This window comes from Pseudomonas sp. A-B-19, from assembly GCF_019947515.1.
Classification (GTDB): domain Bacteria; phylum Pseudomonadota; class Gammaproteobacteria; order Pseudomonadales; family Pseudomonadaceae; genus Aquipseudomonas.
The window spans coordinates 169,645-186,539 of record NZ_JAGYGN010000005.1 but is presented as its reverse complement, the minus strand read 5'-3'; the positions used below and the strand labels follow the sequence as shown (position 1 = coordinate 186,539).

The window sequence follows — 16,895 nt, the reverse complement described above, 5'->3', positions numbered from 1 at the left end:
GTTATCGTTAACGACCATCGCGAGCGAGCTCGCCCCTACAGAAAAAGCCCACTCAACGTGGGCCTTTTAATAACCGAGCCGTCAGGCATAACTCCTGAGGGCCTGCGGTGGGATGAAGGCTTCAAGTTCGTCCTCCACCGCTTCGATTATGAGTTCTACATCCGCGGCATTCATGACGGTGGCGCACGGAATACCAGCAATGGCGATCATGGTCTCGCCAGTGGCACGATCAAAAAGTCGGGCAATCATACTGCCTGGGGCGTCCATGCTCGCCTCGAAACCCATGGGATGAAAATGCCAGCGCATCAGCTGGCAGGCGTTTGGAAACGTGACCTTACTGAACCCTCTATTCATGTGTTACCCGCCTTCATTATCGAGCGCTTCCTTTAGCTCATGGTAGGAGGGAAGAACCTTCATTGGTTCAACCAGTGACAATGTTTAAAAGTAGCATCCGGATGTGAAATGAATGTGGATTTTTCAGGCCATTTGGCGATTGCCGCCATTTTTTTGATTCAGTCACGCGCGTTCGCATTCGCGGCCAGAAGCCATCATCCGTTTAGTCGTTGAAGACAAAGCGCAAGTTGGGCAAGCTCGGGGTTTTCCCGTCGAGATGTTCAATGCACGTCGATGATGATGGCCCGCTGCAAACCCAGGCCACGGGCGAGACGGTCATGCGCTATCACTTGCGCTGGAAGCACCGGGACCTGGACGGCGTCATGGCGCTCTATCACCCTGAAGTCCAGTACAACGACTTTTTCCAGAACCGGGTCATGGGCCTGGCCCAATTGCGCGAATACGTGCGCAACAGCATGCCCCGGGATCCGGATGAAGCGCTGGAGCATTCCGATCGCATACGACTGGACGGCAACACGGCGTTCATTCAATACCGCATCACCTTGCGCGGCGGTGAAGGGCTGGTGTCGTTCCGCGCCAGCGAAGCGATTACCGTCAAGGACGGGCTGATCTGGCGGGTCAACGAATACGCTTCATTGGTGCATGAGCTACCCGCAAGCAAAACGTCCGGCAACCAGCGCCCGGCGGTCAGCAGGCTCGGCCTGTCGCCACGCCAATTGAGTTTCATGGCCGATGATCTGCAACAATATTTTCAGCGCCAGCAACCTTATCTGGACCCGGAGCTCGATCTGCAACGGGTGGCGAAGGAGTGCGGGTACAGCCGCAATCAGATTTCCTACTTGTTGAACCAGGTGCTGGGGCAGAGCTTCTACCGCTACGTCAACCAGGCGCGCCTGCAACATTTGCTCGCGGCGCTGGATGCCGCCACGCCACCGCTGCGTATCGATGAACTGGCCTTCGCTGCCGGGTTCAATTCGCTGTCGGCGTTCTACAGCTGTTTCCGCCAGCGCACCGGCCAGTCACCCAAGGCCTACATCAAACAGATTTCTTTGCGTGCACGCGCGCAAGACAACCCCTGAGCCCACGCACTAGGATCGACGCCATCGAAGTTTGAGTGGCGGAGTCTTGCATGCCGGCGTGGCGCACTATCAGTTTGTGGATGGACCAGCTCGACGAGCCTCTATTGCCGCGGCCGGCGCTGGAGCGGGACCTGGATGTGGACGTGGCGATCATCGGCGCGGGCTACACCGGTCTCTGGACCGCGTACTACCTCAAGCAGCACAAACCGGACCTGAGCATCGCGATTGTCGAAGCGCAGACCGCGGGTTTCGGCGCGTCGGGACGCAATGGCGGCTGGCTGATGGGCAACTTGCTGGGTGAAGATCGCCTGCTGGCAGACCTGCCGGCCGAAGAGCGACGTGCCTCCTACGATTTGTTGCATCACATACCGGATGAAGTGGAGATTGTCCTCGAACGAGAGGGAATCGACTGCGATTACCGTAAAGGCGGGGTGCTGTACTGCGCTGCGCGCTATCCGGAGCAGGAGACCAGCCTTCGCCACTATCTGGACGATCTCCACCGCCAAGGCCTCAACGACAGCCACTATCGCTGGCTGAGCCCGGAACAACTGGCGCAACAGATCCGCGTCGCCAAACCCTACGGCGCAATCTTCGCGCCGCACGTGGCGACCATTCACCCGGCCAGGCTGGTCCGAGGGCTGGCCCGGGCGGTAGAGCGCCTGGGGGTCAAAATCTATGAAAGCAGCCCGGTCACCCATTGGCAGTCCGGCAGCCTGCGCACGGCGAAAGCGTCGGTGCGCAGTCGCTGGGTGGTGCCGGCGGTAGAAGGCTACTCCGTCACCTTGCCGCCACTGGGGCGTTATCAGATGCCGGTGCAGAGCCTGATCGTCGCGACCGAGCCATTGTCGGCGGCCACCTGGGACGAAATCGGCCTGAGCCGCGGCCAGGCGTTCAGCGAGGCCAGTCGCCAAGTCACCTACGGCCAGCGCACTGCTGACAACCGATTGATCTTTGGCGCCCGTGGCGGCTATCAGTTCGCGGGCAAATTGCGCCACGACTTCGACCTGACCACGGATGAAAAAGACCTGCGGCGCTACCTGTTCGGCGAGCTATTCCCGCAGCTGAAGAACGTACAGATCACTCATTCCTGGGGCGGCAACCTGGGTATGTCCCGGCATTTCCAGCCGCACATGCTCTGCGACCAGGCTAACGGCATTGCCTTGTCTGGTGGCTATGGCGGGGAGGGTGTCGGCGCCAGCAACCTGGGCGGACGGACGCTGGCCGACCTGATCCTGGGCCGCGACACCGATCTGGTGCGCCAGCCGTGGGTCATCCCGCAGCAGGGCCTCGAGGCGCTCAGGGCCTGGGAGCCAGAACCCATCCGCTGGCTCGGCTACAACGCAATCATCCGCAGCTTTGTCCACGAGGACCAGACCCTGGCCAACCCGGCGACCGCGCCCTGGCGGCGCAAGCTGGCCAGCGGGGTTGCCGGTTTCATGGAAGGTTTCATGCACTGAAAAACGGCACGCTTTTCATCAAAAGGCTACTTCGACAGGTATTACCATGAGCATCACGCAATTCAAGAACACCGCAACCCTGAAACTGGAAGCGTCCAATCCGGTCGCCGAGCCCCTGGGCACGCCCGTGGCCGTGGCTTCGACCACCAGTGTCGAACGCGACGACGGCGTCGAGACCGGCGTATGGGAATGCACCCCGGGGCGCTGGCGGCGGCAGATCGTTGCCCAGGAATTCTGTCACTTCATTCAGGGCCGTTGCACCTTCACCCCGGACGGTGGTGAACCGCTGCACATCGAAGCCGGCGATGCGTTGATGTTGCCGGCCAACAGCCTCGGTATCTGGGACATCCAGGAATCCGTGCGCAAGACCTACGTTCTGATTTTTTGAATGCTTTTGAAATTTGAACGCTGATCTTTTGATTGCCTGCCAATAAAAACAACCTCACCAGGAATCGACTCATGATCCGAAAGACACTGACCTTGGCTCCGCTGATGCTCGTGGCATCGATCAGCCAGGCGGCCGATACCGTCAAAATCTATAACTGGTCGGATTACATCGCGCCGGACACCACAAAAAACTTCCAGAAAGAAACCGGCATCGGTTTCACCTACGACGTCTACGACAGCAACGAAACCCTCGATGGCAAGCTGATGACCGGCAAATCCGGCTACGACGTGGTGTTCCCGTCCAACCACTTCATGGCCCGGCAGATTGAAGGCGGTGCGCTGAAGAAGCTCGACAAGCGTCAGTTGCCGAACTGGAAAAACCTCAACCCGGTATTGCTCAAGGCCTTGCAGACCAACGACCCGGGCAATGAGCACGGCTTCCCGTACCTGTGGGGCAGCACCGGCATCGGCTACAACATCGCCAAGGTCAAAGCGGTACTGGGCGACAACGCCCCGGTGGATTCCTGGGACCTGATCTTCAAGCCCGAGAACATGCAGAAACTGCAGAAGTGCGGCGTGGCCATCCTCGACAACGGCCCCGAACTGCTGCCGGCCGCATTGAACTACCTCGGGCTGCCGCCCCACAGCAAGGACCCGCAAGACTACAAAAAGGCCGAAGCCCTGCTGTTGAAAGTGCGGCCGTATGTGAGCTATTTCCACTCGTCCAAGTACACCAGCGACCTGGCCAACGGCGATATCTGCGTCGCGGTCGGTTTCTCCGGCGACATCCTGCAAGCGGAAAACCGCGCCAGGGAAGCCGGCAACGGCATCGACATCGGCTATTCGATCCCCAAGGAAGGCGCCGCGATCTGGTTCGACATGGTGGCCATGCCGGCGGACGCTCCGGACGAAAAGGCCGGTTACGCCTTCATGGACTACCTGCTGCGCCCGGACGTCATGGCCAGCGTCAGCAACTACGTGCATTACGCCAATGGCAACGAGACGGCCGACAGCCTGATCGACCCGGCGATCAAGAACGACACCAAGGTTTACCCAAGTCCTGAAATGATGGGCAAGCTGTTTGCGCTGGAGGCCATGCCGCTGAATATCGATCGGGTGCGTACCCGAGTGTGGAACAAGATTCGCACCGGCAGTTGAAGTGGTGAGCAGTCATCGGGACAGGACGTCCCGATGCCATCGTCATCAGCCGACCGGCTCGGCTGCGCAACTCATCTTTCCTGAGTCGGGTAGCTGCAAAAACACGTCATCGCCGATTTGCCAGAAGCTGTAGTTGCCTTTGTAATCCTTGCCCGTGTACTGGGTTCCGTAACTATTCGGCACCTGGTTCAGCGTAACCGAGGAGTTGGCCCATTTCAGGAACACCACGCCCGGTTCGACCGTAAAGAAGGTCGCGGCAATCAATGCGTTGAACCCTGCGCAACGATAAGCCAAGGGGCCTTCGGTGAGCCTGCTTGGGTCCTTGGTTCTCGCTATGGCCGAACCCTGACGCAATTGGAACGCACGCTCGGCATAACTTCGCACGATACACGCCCTGGCTTGCGGCCCGGCACCACACTGGTTACGGGACTCTAACCAAAACCTGTGATCGATCTCGACTTTATTCGGGCGCGGCACTGAATGTTCGTCGGTGAGCGCCAGCAGATACAGACGATTGAGTTCCCGATCCATGCTCGCCAGTTGAGCATCGTGACAGATAAGATTTTCGGCGGATGCCTGGGACGCGGCGCAATCGAAACTGGTTTTGTACGTTGGCAAGGGTTTTGGTTTTGGTTTTGCCTTTGTGGCGGCGTCACACAGGCTCGCCGTCACGCACGCGCTGACGGCGAGCACAGAGGCAAGAAGTGGCATGACCATTTTCATTTCGGCGTCACCTGAGTCTTTGCGTGATGCCCGTATTGCAACGCCTGTGTCGAAGTGTTGCACAGTCATTCGGTCGCACGGGGTCTATCGAGTGTAAAGCAGTGCCCGAAACCTGCCACATCGTGCCAGGAGAAACGTCAGTCTTCTTCTTTGCGAATCGTCGCCACTTCGTCTGACCTGACTTTCACCTTCTTGCCTGAAATGTCCTCAAACTCGAAGAAACCGTCCCGGGTTTTGGTTTTCGGCATGTCTTTGGTCAGGTACTGGGTGCCGTTCTGCAGCGTCACCACCGTTGGCGTCGAGCAACCGGCCAGCGTCAGCAGGGCCGCTACCGCCAAGGGCATGCCCAAAGTCTTGATGTCCATGATCACCTCCATAGATTCTGAAGCAGCGCCATCGGTTCGATGGCTGTCACTGCACCTCTATGGCGGTTGGTGCCGCCGGGGGGTAGAAAGTTCTACTGCCCGGGAAAAATTCCGTACAACGCCATTTATCCTTTTCCGATTGCACCGGGCAGGGTGGAACTGGTATCTGTACGCATAACCAGTATTCGCTCGCCATGGCCCATTTCCCTGTGACTGCAAATCCCCTCGACGATCCGTTCTATTACCTGAACAACTTCATGCAAGTGCTTGATTGGCTTGAGCAGCGCTCTGGCGATGTGTTGAACGTCGAGGAGCAGCATTTCATTCAAGCGTTCAAGGGGTTACCCCGTGAATCCCAGGCACTGCTGGTCAGAATGGTGATGCGCAAAGGCGTTCATTTCAGGGCGAGCAAGCTGCATTACGACGAAATCGGCGATATCGGCATAGCCGCCGGCCCGCTGCTTGAACTGGGTTGGGTCGACGGGCAAATGCCCATCGCCATCGACGAGCTGTTCGAGGTGCTGCTCAAGGCCGAAATCCTCCAGACCTTTGCCGCTGCCATCGATCAACCCAAAGGCAGGAAAAACGACTGGTTGCCCACGCTGAGCGAGCAATTTCCCCAGGCGCAGAGCTTCAACGACTGGTGTCCGTGGCTGGATGAGCGCCTGTTCAGCCTGACTATCATGGCGTTGTGCGATCGCCTGCGCCTGATGTTCTTCGGCAACCTGTACCAGGACTGGTCGGAATTTGTGTTGGCCGACCTGGGCATTTATACCTACGAAAAAGTCGAGTTCTGTGCCGAGTCCCGCGGCTTGCGCAGCCGCGAAGACGTGGATGCCTGCGTCCTCCTGCACGCGTACCAGCGACAATTCGAGGCCGGTGAAGCGCTGGAAGAGGTAGTCGAACGCATCAAGGGGCTGGTGCTGGACAACCCATGGTTGCAACGCCGGCGCGGCAAGCTGCTGTTCCAGATGGGGCAGTATTGCGAACGCATCGCGGATTTCGCCATGGCCCTGAACCTCTACCGCGAATGTGCCTATCCGGGCGCGCGTTCGCGGCTGATTCGCGTGCTGGAACGCAGTGGCGAGTTCGAGTTGGCGCTGGAGCTGGCCGTACAGGCCGAACAGGCGCCGCAGAGCGCCGCCGAACAACAACAGCTGCTCCGTGTGCTGCCACGCCTGCGGCGCAAGCTCGGCGGGCCGCCCATCAAGCGCGCAGCGCCTCGGGAAATGCAGCGTCTGGATCTGCAACTACCCAGAGTCGATCCTGCAGTGTCGGTGGAGTTTCATGTTCAGGCGCATCTGGCTGAGGATTCGGCGCCGGTGCACTACGTCGAAAACAGCCTGATCAATTCCCTGTTCGGCCTGTTGTGCTGGCCGGCGATTTTTGCGCCTTTGCCGGGCGCGTTTTTTCACCCGTTCCAGCGCGGGCCTATGGATTTGCTCAGCGAAGACTTCCATGGCCGTCGGGCCGAACTGTTTCAGGCATGCCTGGCCGAACTCGACGACGGCCGCTACCGGCAGACCATCCGCGAGCGTTATGCCGCCAAGTGGGGCGTGCAGTCGCCTTTCGTGTTCTGGAGCGTGCTCAGCGAAGAACTGCTGGAGCAAGCGCTGGATTGCCTCCCGGCCGAGCACCTCAGGCACTGGTTCAACCGTTTGTTGCTGGACATCAAGGCCAATCGCGCCGGCATGCCCGACCTGATCCAGTTCTGGCCGCAGCAAAAGACCTACCGCATGATCGAAGTCAAAGGCCCGGGCGATCGCCTGCAAGACAATCAATTGCGCTGGCTGGAGTTCTGCCACGAACACCAGATGCCGATTGCCGTGTGCTACGTGCAATGGGCGGAGCAGGGCGCTTGAGCTACAGCATTGCGGTGCGGGCGCTGTGCGAGTTCACCGCCAAGGCCGGCGACCTCGATCTGCGCTTCACACCGTCACCGACTGCGCTGGAGGGCATCGCCGGGCACCGCACCGTGGCCTCGCGGCGCAGCGAGGGTTACCAAAGCGAAGTCGCCCTTGAGGGCCAGTATCGAACCTTGACGGTCAAGGGCAGGGCGGACGGCTACGACCCCGGGCAAAACTGCCTGGAAGAGGTCAAGACCTACCGCGGCGATTTGAGCAAGCAACCGGCCAACCACCGTCAGTTGCATTGGGCCCAGGCGAAAATCTACGGCTGGTTGATGTGTCGCAAACTGGATATGCCCGGGATCAACCTGGCGCTGGTGTATTTCGACATCGTCAGCGAAAAGGAAACCTGTCTGGTCGAGCCCTTCGAGGCGGCGCAGCTGCAACAGTTCTTCGAACAGCAGTGCGCGCGTTTCCTGCAATGGGCCGAACAGGAAGTCGCCCATCGTGACGGGCGCAATCTGGCGGCGCAGCGTCTGGCGTTTCCCCACGCCGACTTTCGGCCGGGGCAACGCCATCTGGCCGAGTCGGTGTTCAAGGCAGTCAGCACGGGGCGCTGCTTGCTGGCCCAGGCACCCACCGGAATCGGCAAAACCCTGGGCACCTTGTTCCCCATGCTCAAGGCGCTGGCGCCGCAGCAACTGGACAAAGTGTTCTTCCTCACGGCGAAAACCCCGGGACGCAAGCTGGCCCTGGACGCCGCGCAAGTGATGCTTGCCAGCGCCGGTGCACCGCCATTGCGGGTGCTGGAGATGATCGCCCGGGACAAGGCCTGCGAACACCCGGACAAAGCCTGCCACGGTGAGTCGTGCCCATTGGCCCGGGGTTTCTACGATCGCCTGCCCGCCGCGCGGCAGGCGGCGATTCAACCGCGCCTGCTGGACCAGAGCGCCTTGCGCGAGGTCGCCCTGGCCCACGATGTCTGTCCGTATTACCTGAGCCAGGAGATGGCGCGCTGGGCCGACGTGGTGGTTGCCGACTACAACTATTACTTCGACTTCAGCGCCTTGTTGTTCGGTCTGGCCCAGGCCAACAACTGGAAAGTCGCGGTGCTGGTCGACGAAGCCCATAACCTGGTGGAACGCGGCCGGCAGATGTACAGCGCCAGCCTCGATCAAGGGACCTTCAACAGCGTGCGCAAATCCGCACCCGAAGTGCTGAAGAAGCCGATGCAGCGGGTCAATCGCGAGTGGAACGCCCTGCATGGCGCGCAAACCGGTGCTTATCAGGCCTATGACAAGGCGCCGCAAAAGCTCCTTCAGGCACTGTCGTCTTGCAGCGCCAGCATCGGTGATTACCTGAACGATCACCCTCAAGGGCTGGACAGTGCACTGCAGGGTTTTTACTTCGACATGCTGAGTTTTTGCCGGGTGGCCGAACTGTTCGATGAGCAGTTCCTGTTCGATATCAGCAAGCGTGACCTGGAGCGCCAGCGCAACCTCTCGCAGTTGTGCCTGCGCAATGTGGTCCCCGCCGGGTTCATCCGCCCGCGCCTGACCGCCGCGCGCAGCACGGTACTGTTTTCCGCGACCCTCAGCCCCCGGCACTATTACGCCGATTTACTGGGAACACCGGCGGACACGGTGTGCATCGACGTCGAGTCGCCGTTTCACGCCGATCAACTGCAAGTTCACATCGTCGACCGGATCTCCACGCGGTTCGTGCATCGCCAGTCCTCCCTCGAACCGATCGCGGACTTGATCGCCAGACAGTTCAGCGCTCGCCCCGGCAATTACCTGGCGTTTTTCAGCAGCTTCGATTATTTGCAGCAAGTGGCGCAGTTACTCGCCGAGAAGCATCCGCACATCAGTCTGTGGTCGCAGTCCCGAGGCATGGGCGAAGCGCAACGTCAGCAGTTTCTCGATCAGTTCCACGCCGACGGCCAGGGAGTCGGCTTCGCAGTGCTGGGCGGGGCCTTTGGTGAAGGCATCGATTTGCCCGGTGCGAGGTTGATCGGCGCATTTATCGCCACCTTGGGATTGGCGCAGCTCAATCCGGTGAACGAGCAACTGAAACGGCGCATGGCCGCCATTTTTGGTGCCGGTTACGACTACACCTATCTGTTTCCCGGCGTACAGAAAGTGGTACAGGCCGCTGGACGGGTGATCCGCACCCAGCAGGATCGAGGGGTGGTGATGTTGATCGACGACCGTTTTGGCCAGAGCAAGGTCAGGCAATTGCTGCCGAGGTGGTGGGACATAGCAGGCAATTATTCGGCGCATCACAGCATCGGGTTGTCACCCTGTGGGAGCGAGCTTGCTCGCGATGGCGTCCTGTCAGTCAGAAATGATGTCGCCTGACACTACGCCATCGCGAGCAAGCTCGCTCCCACAGGGATCTTCGTTGTTGCTGAGGGAGGTATCAGGCCTTGAGGTTGCGCAAGCTGCGCTCCATCCGCGCAATGCCTTCTTCCAGCAGCGACCGTGGGCAGCCGAAGTTCAGGCGCACGAACTGCTTGCAGTCATCGCCGAAGTCCAGCCCGGCGCTCAAGCCAACTTTGGCTTGTTCTAGGAAGAACTGTTGCGGGTTATCCAGCCCCAGAGCCGTGCAGTCGAGCCACGCCAGATAAGTGCTTTGCGGCAGGTTCATGGTGATGCCCGGCAAGCGGGTGCGCACGGCCTCGGCGAGAAAGTCGCGGTTGCCCTGCAGGTAGACCTTCAGTTCGGCCAGCCATGGCGCGGCTTCGGCGTAGGCGGCGCGGGTGGCTTCCATGCCCAGCGGATTGACGCTGTCGACCATGCCGCAACGAGCGTGGTTGACCTTCTCGCGCAGGTGACGGTCCTGGATGATCATGAACGAGGTCTTCAGACCTGCGATGTTGTAGGCCTTGCTCGCCGACATCAGCGTGATGGTGCGCTGGGCCACTTGGGCGCTCAATGTGGCGATCGGAATGTGCTGGCGCCCGTCGTAGCACAACTCGGCGTGGATCTCGTCGGAAATGATCCAGGCATCATGCTCAAGGCAAATGTCGGCAATGGCTTGCAGCTCGGCGCGGGGGAAGGCCTTGCCCAGCGGATTATGCGGGTTGCTCAGCAGCAAGGCGCCGCCGCCCTGCAACGACTGGCTCAAGGTATCCAGCGGCGTGGTGTAGGTGCCATCGGCTTGCGCATCGAAATTCAGCTCGACCTTGTTCAGCCCCCAATGCCCGGGGGCGTGGCGCAGCGGCGGGTAGTTCGGCACCTGCACAACGACGTTCTGTGGCGCCTGTACCAGGGCCTTCAGCGCCATGTTGAAGCCGGACTCGACGCCCGGCAGGAAGATCAGCTCCTGGGGCTCGACGCGCCAGGCGTACTTGTTCCAGAGGTCGGCGACGATCGCCTCGCGCAGGTCATCCCGGGCCACGCTGTAACCGACCATCGGGTGTTCCAGGCGTTTTTGCAGGGCCTGGATGATCACCGGCGGCGCGGCAAAATCCATGTCGGCGACCCACATCGGCAGCACGTCGGCCGGGTAGCGGCTCCATTTGGTACTGCCGGTGTCGTGACGGTCGAACACCTGATCAAAATCGAAAGTCATGCGCAAATCTCGTAAAGGCCGGTTAATCATGCCAGCCATGATAAGCGCCAATCCCCTGTAGGAGCGAGCTTGCTCGCGAAGGCGGCGGGTCAGTCACCATTAATGTTGACCTTGATGGCCCCTTCGCGAGCAAGCTAGCTCCTACATTAGGTTTTGTGCCCGGAACGACAAACGCCCGACGGTCGGCTGTCATGGTGATTTCGACAGTATTGACTACAGTTTGTAGTGTCGGCAGTCAGACTGCCACTACCGTGGTTGTTCAAAAAAAACCCGGCCATATACCGGGTTCCACCTGATCAGGAGTGCACGATGGATCTCAGCCGTCGTCAGTTCTTCAAGGTCGCCGGTATCGGCCTTGCAGGCTCTAGCCTGGGCGCGTTGGGCATGGCCCCGACGACAGCCTTTGCCGAACAGGTGCGTCACTTCAAGCTCGCCCACACCCATGAAACCCGCAACACCTGCCCGTATTGCTCGGTCGGTTGCGGGCTGATCATGTACAGCCAGGGCGATGACGCGAAGAATGTCGCGCAAAACATCATCCACATCGAAGGTGACGCCGACCACCCGGTCAACCGCGGCACCCTTTGCCCCAAAGGCGCGGGCCTGCTGGACTTCATTCACAGCCCCAGTCGTCTCCAGTACCCGCAGGTACGCAAGCCCGGCACCACGGAGTGGACGCGAATCTCCTGGGATGAAGCGCTCGATCGCATCGCCGACTTGATGAAGGCCGACCGCGACGCCAACTTCATCGAGAAGAACGCCAAGGGGCAAACGGTGAACCGCTGGTTGAGCACCGGTTTTCTCGCGGCGTCGGCGTCGTCCAATGAAGCCGGTTACATCACCCACAAGGTGATTCGCAGTCTCGGCATACTGGGGTTCGATAACCAGGCGCGTGTCTGACACGGTCCGACGGTGGCAAGTCTTGCCCCGACGTATGGCCGTGGTGCCATGACCAACCACTGGACCGATATCGCCAACGCGAATCTGGTTCTGGTGATGGGTGGCAATGCCGCCGAAGCGCACCCTTGTGGTTTCAAATGGGTCACCGAAGCCAAAGCCCACAACAAGGCGCGGCTGATTGTGGTCGACCCGCGTTTTACCCGGACCGCTTCGGTGGCCGACTATTACGCACCGATCCGCACCGGGACCGACATTGCCTTCATGGGCGGGCTGATCAATTACCTGCTGACCGAAGACAAGATCCAGCACGAGTACGTGCGGGCCTATACGGACGTGTCGTTCATCGTCAAGGCCAGCTACGGTTTCGAGGACGGATTGTTCAGCGGTTACGACGCGAGCAAGCGCAGCTACACCGACAAGTCCGGTTGGGACTATGAAATCGGCGAGGACGGCTTCGCCAAAGTCGACCCGACCTTGCAAGACCCTCGCTGCGTCTACCAATTGATGAAGCAACATTACAGCCGCTACACCCTGGAGCTGTCCAGTCAGGTCTGCGGCATGCCCGTGGACGCAATGCAGAAAATCTGGGAAGAGATCGCCACCTGCTCGCAACCGGGCAAAACCATGACGATTCTCTACGCGTTGGGCTGGACCCAGCACTCGACCGGTTCGCAGATGATCCGTAGCGCGGCCATGGTGCAATTGCTGCTGGGCAACGTCGGCATGCCGGGCGGGGGCGTCAACGCCTTGCGCGGGCACTCCAATATTCAGGGCCTGACCGACCTGGGCTTGCTGTCCAACCTGTTGCCTGGTTACCTGACCCTGCCGGCCGAAGCCGAACAGGATTACAACGCCTACATTGCCAAACGTGCACTCAAGCCGTTGCGTCCCGGACAGATGTCCTACTGGCAGAACTACGGCAAGTTCCACGTCAGCCTGATGAAAGCCTGGTACGGCGCTAATGCCACCGCCGAGAATAACTGGGGCTACGACTGGCTGCCCAAGCTGGACATTCCCGGCTACGACATCCTGAAAATGTTCGACATGATGAGCAAGGGCGAGGTCAATGGCTACATGTGCCAGGGCTTCAACCCGATCGCCGCCTTGCCGGACAAAAACCGGGTGATGAAGGCGCTGGCCAAACTCAAGTGGCTGGTGGTGATGGACCCGTTGGCGACCGAAACCTCGGAGTTCTGGCGCAACGTCGGGCCTTACAACGACGTGGAAACGGCGAACATCCAGACCGAGGTCATCCGCCTGCCCACCACCTGCTTCGCTGAAGAAAACGGTTCGCTGGTCAACAGCGGCCGCTGGTTGCAATGGCACTGGAAGGGTGCCGATGGCCCGGGGCTGGCGCGCACCGACGTGAAAATCATGGCCGAGCTGTTCCTGCGCCTGCGCAAGCGTTACCAGGCCAACGGCGGTGCCTGGGCCGAGCCGATCCTCAAGCTCGACTGGCCGTACAAAATACCGGATGACCCGACGCCAGAAGAACTGGCCCGGGAATTCAACGGCTACGCCGTCGCCGATGTCACCGACGCCTCGGGCGCGGTGGTCAAGGCCGGTCAGCAGTTGTCCGGCTTCGGCCAGCTCAAGGACGATGGCAGCACGGCATCCGGTTGCTGGATTTTCTGCGGCAGCTGGACCGAGCAGGGCAACAACATGGCCCGGCGTGACAACAGCGACCCGTTCGGGATGAAGCAGAACCTCGGCTGGGCCTGGGCCTGGCCGGCCAATCGACGGATCCTCTATAACCGCGCCTCGTGCGACCCGAAAGGCAAACCATGGGACGCGAACAAGCGGCTGGTGTGGTGGAACGGCAAGGTCTGGACCGGCACCGACGTGCCCGACTACAAAGTCGACGCCGCACCGGAAGCGGGCATCAACCCATTCATCATGAACCCCGAAGGCGTGGCGCGTTTCTTCGCCCTCGACAAGATGAACGAAGGGCCGTTCCCGGAACACTATGAGCCGTTCGAGACGCCCATCGGTATCAACCCGATGCACCCCAACAACAAGCAGGCGACCAGCAACCCGGCCGGGCGGATCTTCGATTCAGTCTGGGACAGCCTCGGGCAGGCCAAGGACTTCCCGTATGCGGCGACCAGCTATCGGCTGACCGAACACTTCCACTTCTGGACCAAGCATTGCCCGATCAACGCCATTACCCAACCCGAACAATTCGTCGAAATCGGCGAGGTGCTGGCCAAGGAAAAGGGCATTGCTGCGGGCGACCGGGTTCGGGTCAGCTCCAAGCGCGGGCATATCGAAGCGGTGGCGGTGGTGACCAAGCGAATTCGTCCGCTGCAGGTCAACAATCAGGTCGTTCACCAGATCGGTATCCCTTTGCACTGGGGTTTCACCGGCGCCACCCGTCACGGCTACCTGACCAACACCCTGGTGCCGTTCCTCGGCGATGGCAACACCCAGACCCCGGAATCCAAGTCATTCCTGGTCAACGTGGAGAAAGTCTAAATGGCCAGCCAAGACATCATTGCCCGCTCGGCCACCACCACCCCCGCGCCGTCGATACGCGGCGTGGAGGAAGTCGCCAAGCTGATCGATACCACCAAATGCATCGGCTGCAAGGCCTGCCAGGTCGCCTGCTCGGAATGGAACGAGTTGCGTGACGAGGTCGGTCACAACCATGGCACCTACGGCAACCCGCAGGACCTCACCGCAGAAACCTGGACCTTGATGCGCTTCACCGAGCACGAGACCGACGCCGGCAACCTGGAATGGCTGATCCGCAAGGACGGCTGCATGCATTGCGCCGAGCCCGGTTGCCTGGCGGCATGCCCCAGCCCGGGGGCAATCATCAAGCACGCCAACGGCATCGTCGATTTCGATCAGGACCACTGCATTGGCTGCGGCTACTGCATCACCGGATGCCCGTTCAACATTCCACGGATCTCGCAGAAGGATCACAAGGCCTACAAATGTACGTTGTGTTCGGACCGGGTGGCGGTAGGGCTGGAACCGGCCTGCGTGAAAACCTGCCCGACCGGCGCCATTGTGTTCGGCTCCAAGGACGACATGAAGGAACACGCCGCCGAGCGTATCGTTGATCTCAAGAGCCGTGGCTTTGAAAACGCCGGCCTGTATGACCCCGCGGGCGTCGGCGGCACCCATGTGATGTACGTACTGCACCACGCCGATACGCCGAAACTGTACGCTGGTTTGCCGGCCGATCCGGTCATCAGTCCCTTGGTCAACCTGTGGAAAGGCGTGAGCAAACCGTTGGCGCTGCTGGCCATGGGCGCGGCGGTGCTGGCCGGGTTCTTCCACTACGTGCGGGTCGGCCCGCAAGTGGTCGAAGAGGATGAACACCCGAGCCCGCCGGATACCTCGGTGCACGAAGTCGACCCGGCGGTGCATACCTTCGATCCCCGTGGGGAGGGTAAGCCATGAGCGACAAGACCATCCTGCGCTATACGAGCAACCAGCGCACCAATCACTGGCTGGTGGCGATTCTGTTCTTCATGGCCGGGTTGTCCGGGCTGGCGCTGTTCCACCCGGCCCTGTTCTGGCTGAGCAACCTGTTCGGCGGCGGTCCGTGGACGCGCATTCTGCATCCGTTCATGGGCGTGCTGATGTTTTTGCTGTTCCTCGGCCTGGTGCTGCGTTTCTGGCGCGCCAACTATTTCATCGCCAACGATCGCCTGTGGCTCAAGCGCATCGGCCGGGTGATCAAGAATGTAGAGGAGGGCGTTCCGCCCATTGGCAAGTACAACCCCGGGCAGAAGTTGCTGTTCTGGACTTTACTGCTGTGCATGCTGGTGTTGCTGTTCAGTGGCCTGGTGATCTGGCGCGCGTATTTCAGCGATTACTTCGGCATCACGCTTATCCGCTGGGCGAGTTTGCTGCATGCGCTGGCCGCTTTCGTGCTGATCCTGAGCATCATCGTGCACATCTATGCCGGGATCTGGATCAAGGGCTCGGTAAGCGCCATGTTGCACGGCTGGGTCAGCCGCGCCTGGGCGAAGAGGCACCACGAACTCTGGTACCGCCAAGTAACTCAAGATGAGACCCGCGACGCAGCACCCAAGCGACCGATCACTAAAAAGGGCTGACATTTGCCAACCATCCTTGAGCCTGGAGAAATAGAAGCGGCGGCCAGTTCGCCGCCGTTTCTGTACATGCCACCGCATAACCTGTTCAGCCTGCGTGCCCTGCGCCTGGAAACGCTGGCCGAAGGGCACCCGCTGGCCGATTACCTACGCCTGATTGCCGGATTGTGCCGGGTGCAGCAACAGGTGCTGGACGACCCACCGCTGAGCGAACCTCTCGACCGACAACGCATCGAGTTGTGCCAGCAACACGGCTTGCCGCCGTTCGCGGCCGACAGCCTGGCGCGCGAAGACGATTGGCAGCTTTACCTCGATGCTTTGCTGCAGCGCTATAGCGCACCAGGGCAACCCGCCGTGGCCGATGCCGTGCAAACCTTGCGCCTGGCCGGTGCCGGGCAGCGCCGTGCTTGGGCGGTGGCGTTGATCAGCGGCCAGTATTCGCTGGTGCCGGCAGCACTGGTGCCGTTTCTCGGTGCGGCGTTGCAAACGGCCTGGAGCCACTGGCTGTTGAGCACGCCCAATCTGCAACTGACCCCCGGTGACAGCCTCAGCCTGTGCCCGGCCTGTGGCTCGCCGGCCATGGCCGGGGTCATTCGCCATCGTGGCAAGCACAATAGCTTGCGTTATCTGGTCTGTTCGCTGTGCGCCTGCGAGTGGCATGTGGTGCGGGTCAAGTGCGTTTATTGCGAGCAGAGCAAGGGCCTGGAATACCTCAGCCTTGAAGATGACCGCCATGCCGCCAACCAGGCACCGTTGCGTGCCGAAGTCTGCCCCGGTTGCAACAGCTATCTGAAGTTGCTCTATCTGGAGAACGATGCGGATGCCGAAGCGCTGTCGGCAGACCTGTCCAGCCTGATGCTCGACATGCGCCTGACCCAGGACGGTTATCAGCGTCTGGCCCCGAATCTGCTGCTGGCTCCGGGAGACGAATAAGCGCACCGTCTACACTCTGGCGCGAGGGACTTTCGTTTTCAGGAGC

Annotated in this window: 14 protein-coding genes; 10 read left to right on the top strand and 4 right to left on the bottom strand. The window is 60.5% G+C overall.

All coding sequences use genetic code 11. The features are described 5' to 3' along the window. Nucleotides 1–81 precede the first annotated feature (81 nt). On the bottom strand, nucleotides 82–354 hold the full coding sequence (locus KGA81_RS07980; protein ID WP_223545335.1) for a DUF1652 domain-containing protein: 273 nt from the start codon (nucleotides 352–354) through the stop codon (nucleotides 82–84). A gap of 263 nt (nucleotides 355–617) precedes the next feature. Between KGA81_RS07980 and KGA81_RS07975 the strand changes: the two genes are divergently transcribed. The 4 genes from KGA81_RS07975 (at nucleotide 618) to KGA81_RS07960 (ending at nucleotide 4,435) form a co-directional block, all read left to right on the top strand. After that, nucleotides 618–1,433, top strand: a complete 816-nt coding sequence (locus KGA81_RS07975) for a helix-turn-helix transcriptional regulator (protein WP_223545334.1) — start codon at nucleotides 618–620, stop codon at nucleotides 1,431–1,433. 50 nt (nucleotides 1,434–1,483) lie between these two features. Further along, nucleotides 1,484–2,890, top strand: a complete 1,407-nt coding sequence (locus KGA81_RS07970) for an NAD(P)/FAD-dependent oxidoreductase (protein ID WP_223545333.1) — start codon at nucleotides 1,484–1,486, stop codon at nucleotides 2,888–2,890. Between the two features lie 46 nt (nucleotides 2,891–2,936). Next, entirely contained in the window at nucleotides 2,937–3,278 is a 342-nt protein-coding gene (locus tag KGA81_RS07965; RefSeq protein WP_223545332.1) for a cupin domain-containing protein, read from the top strand. Nucleotides 3,279–3,349: 71 nt separating this feature from the next. Next, the gene (locus KGA81_RS07960) at nucleotides 3,350–4,435 is read left to right on the top strand and encodes a polyamine ABC transporter substrate-binding protein (protein WP_223545331.1); all 1,086 of its coding nucleotides are present in this window, start codon (nucleotides 3,350–3,352) and stop codon (nucleotides 4,433–4,435) included. A 45-nt stretch (nucleotides 4,436–4,480) separates the two neighbouring features. On the opposite strand, the gene KGA81_RS07955 is transcribed toward KGA81_RS07960, so the two are convergent. Together KGA81_RS07955 and KGA81_RS07950 are read right to left on the bottom strand one after the other, a co-directional pair. Further along, nucleotides 4,481–5,158 carry an MliC family protein gene (locus tag KGA81_RS07955; protein ID WP_223545329.1) on the bottom strand — a complete coding sequence of 226 codons (678 nt, stop codon included), beginning with the start codon at nucleotides 5,156–5,158 and terminating at the stop codon, nucleotides 4,481–4,483. Between the two features lie 137 nt (nucleotides 5,159–5,295). After that, on the bottom strand, nucleotides 5,296–5,523 hold the full coding sequence (locus KGA81_RS07950) for a YgdI/YgdR family lipoprotein (protein ID WP_223545328.1): 228 nt from the start codon (nucleotides 5,521–5,523) through the stop codon (nucleotides 5,296–5,298). Between the two features lie 194 nt (nucleotides 5,524–5,717). On the opposite strand from KGA81_RS07950, the gene KGA81_RS07945 reads away from it, so the two are divergent. Both KGA81_RS07945 and KGA81_RS07940 read left to right on the top strand, forming a co-directional pair. Next, nucleotides 5,718–7,385, top strand: a complete 1,668-nt coding sequence (locus KGA81_RS07945) for a VRR-NUC domain-containing protein (protein ID WP_223545327.1) — start codon at nucleotides 5,718–5,720, stop codon at nucleotides 7,383–7,385. Further along, nucleotides 7,382–9,730, top strand: coding sequence for an ATP-dependent DNA helicase (locus KGA81_RS07940; RefSeq protein WP_223545326.1), 2,349 nt, complete (start codon nucleotides 7,382–7,384; stop codon nucleotides 9,728–9,730). Before KGA81_RS07945 ends, KGA81_RS07940 begins: the two co-directional genes overlap by 4 nt. 61 nt (nucleotides 9,731–9,791) lie before the next feature. Here KGA81_RS07940 and KGA81_RS07935 read toward each other — a convergent pair whose 3' ends face one another. After that, entirely contained in the window at nucleotides 9,792–10,946 is a 1,155-nt protein-coding gene (locus tag KGA81_RS07935; RefSeq protein ID WP_223545325.1) for a MalY/PatB family protein, read from the bottom strand. A gap of 309 nt (nucleotides 10,947–11,255) precedes the next feature. Between KGA81_RS07935 and fdnG the strand changes: the two genes are divergently transcribed. From fdnG to fdhE, 4 genes are read left to right on the top strand one after another with little or no spacing between them, the layout of a single operon-like run. After that, nucleotides 11,256–14,321 carry a formate dehydrogenase-N subunit alpha gene (gene fdnG / locus KGA81_RS07930; RefSeq protein ID WP_223545324.1) on the top strand — a complete coding sequence of 1,022 codons (3,066 nt, stop codon included), beginning with the start codon at nucleotides 11,256–11,258 and terminating at the stop codon, nucleotides 14,319–14,321. Then, entirely contained in the window at nucleotides 14,322–15,257 is a 936-nt protein-coding gene (fdxH, locus tag KGA81_RS07925; protein WP_223545323.1) for a formate dehydrogenase subunit beta, read from the top strand. It begins immediately after the preceding gene. Beyond that, nucleotides 15,254–15,919 (top strand): formate dehydrogenase subunit gamma, encoded by a 666-nt coding sequence (locus KGA81_RS07920; RefSeq protein ID WP_223545322.1) that lies wholly within the window; start codon nucleotides 15,254–15,256, stop codon nucleotides 15,917–15,919. Before fdxH ends, KGA81_RS07920 begins: the two co-directional genes overlap by 4 nt. A gap of 3 nt (nucleotides 15,920–15,922) precedes the next feature. Then, a complete protein-coding gene (gene fdhE, locus KGA81_RS07915; protein ID WP_223545321.1) occupies nucleotides 15,923–16,849 on the top strand; it encodes a formate dehydrogenase accessory protein FdhE in 927 nt (308 codons plus the stop codon). Nucleotides 16,850–16,895: the final 46 nt, after the last annotated feature.

Excerpts from the sequence above, each read along its gene's own strand:
- KGA81_RS07965 (WP_223545332.1), top strand. The coding sequence starts at position 2,937 with ATGAGCATCACGCAATTCAAGAACACCGCAACCCTGAAACTGGAAGCG.
- KGA81_RS07960 (WP_223545331.1), top strand. The coding sequence starts at position 3,350 with ATGATCCGAAAGACACTGACCTTGGCTCCGCTGATGCTCGTGGCATCG.
- KGA81_RS07970 (WP_223545333.1), top strand. The coding sequence starts at position 1,484 with ATGCCGGCGTGGCGCACTATCAGTTTGTGGATGGACCAGCTCGACGAG.
- KGA81_RS07950 (WP_223545328.1), bottom strand. The coding sequence starts at position 5,523 with ATGGACATCAAGACTTTGGGCATGCCCTTGGCGGTAGCGGCCCTGCTG.
- KGA81_RS07920 (WP_223545322.1), top strand. The coding sequence starts at position 15,254 with ATGAGCGACAAGACCATCCTGCGCTATACGAGCAACCAGCGCACCAAT.
- KGA81_RS07945 (WP_223545327.1), top strand. The coding sequence starts at position 5,718 with ATGGCCCATTTCCCTGTGACTGCAAATCCCCTCGACGATCCGTTCTAT.
- KGA81_RS07975 (WP_223545334.1), top strand. The coding sequence starts at position 618 with ATGCACGTCGATGATGATGGCCCGCTGCAAACCCAGGCCACGGGCGAG.
- fdxH (WP_223545323.1), top strand. The coding sequence starts at position 14,322 with ATGGCCAGCCAAGACATCATTGCCCGCTCGGCCACCACCACCCCCGCG.
- KGA81_RS07935 (WP_223545325.1), bottom strand. The coding sequence starts at position 10,946 with ATGACTTTCGATTTTGATCAGGTGTTCGACCGTCACGACACCGGCAGT.
- KGA81_RS07955 (WP_223545329.1), bottom strand. The coding sequence starts at position 5,158 with ATGAAAATGGTCATGCCACTTCTTGCCTCTGTGCTCGCCGTCAGCGCG.
- KGA81_RS07980 (WP_223545335.1), bottom strand. The coding sequence starts at position 354 with ATGAATAGAGGGTTCAGTAAGGTCACGTTTCCAAACGCCTGCCAGCTG.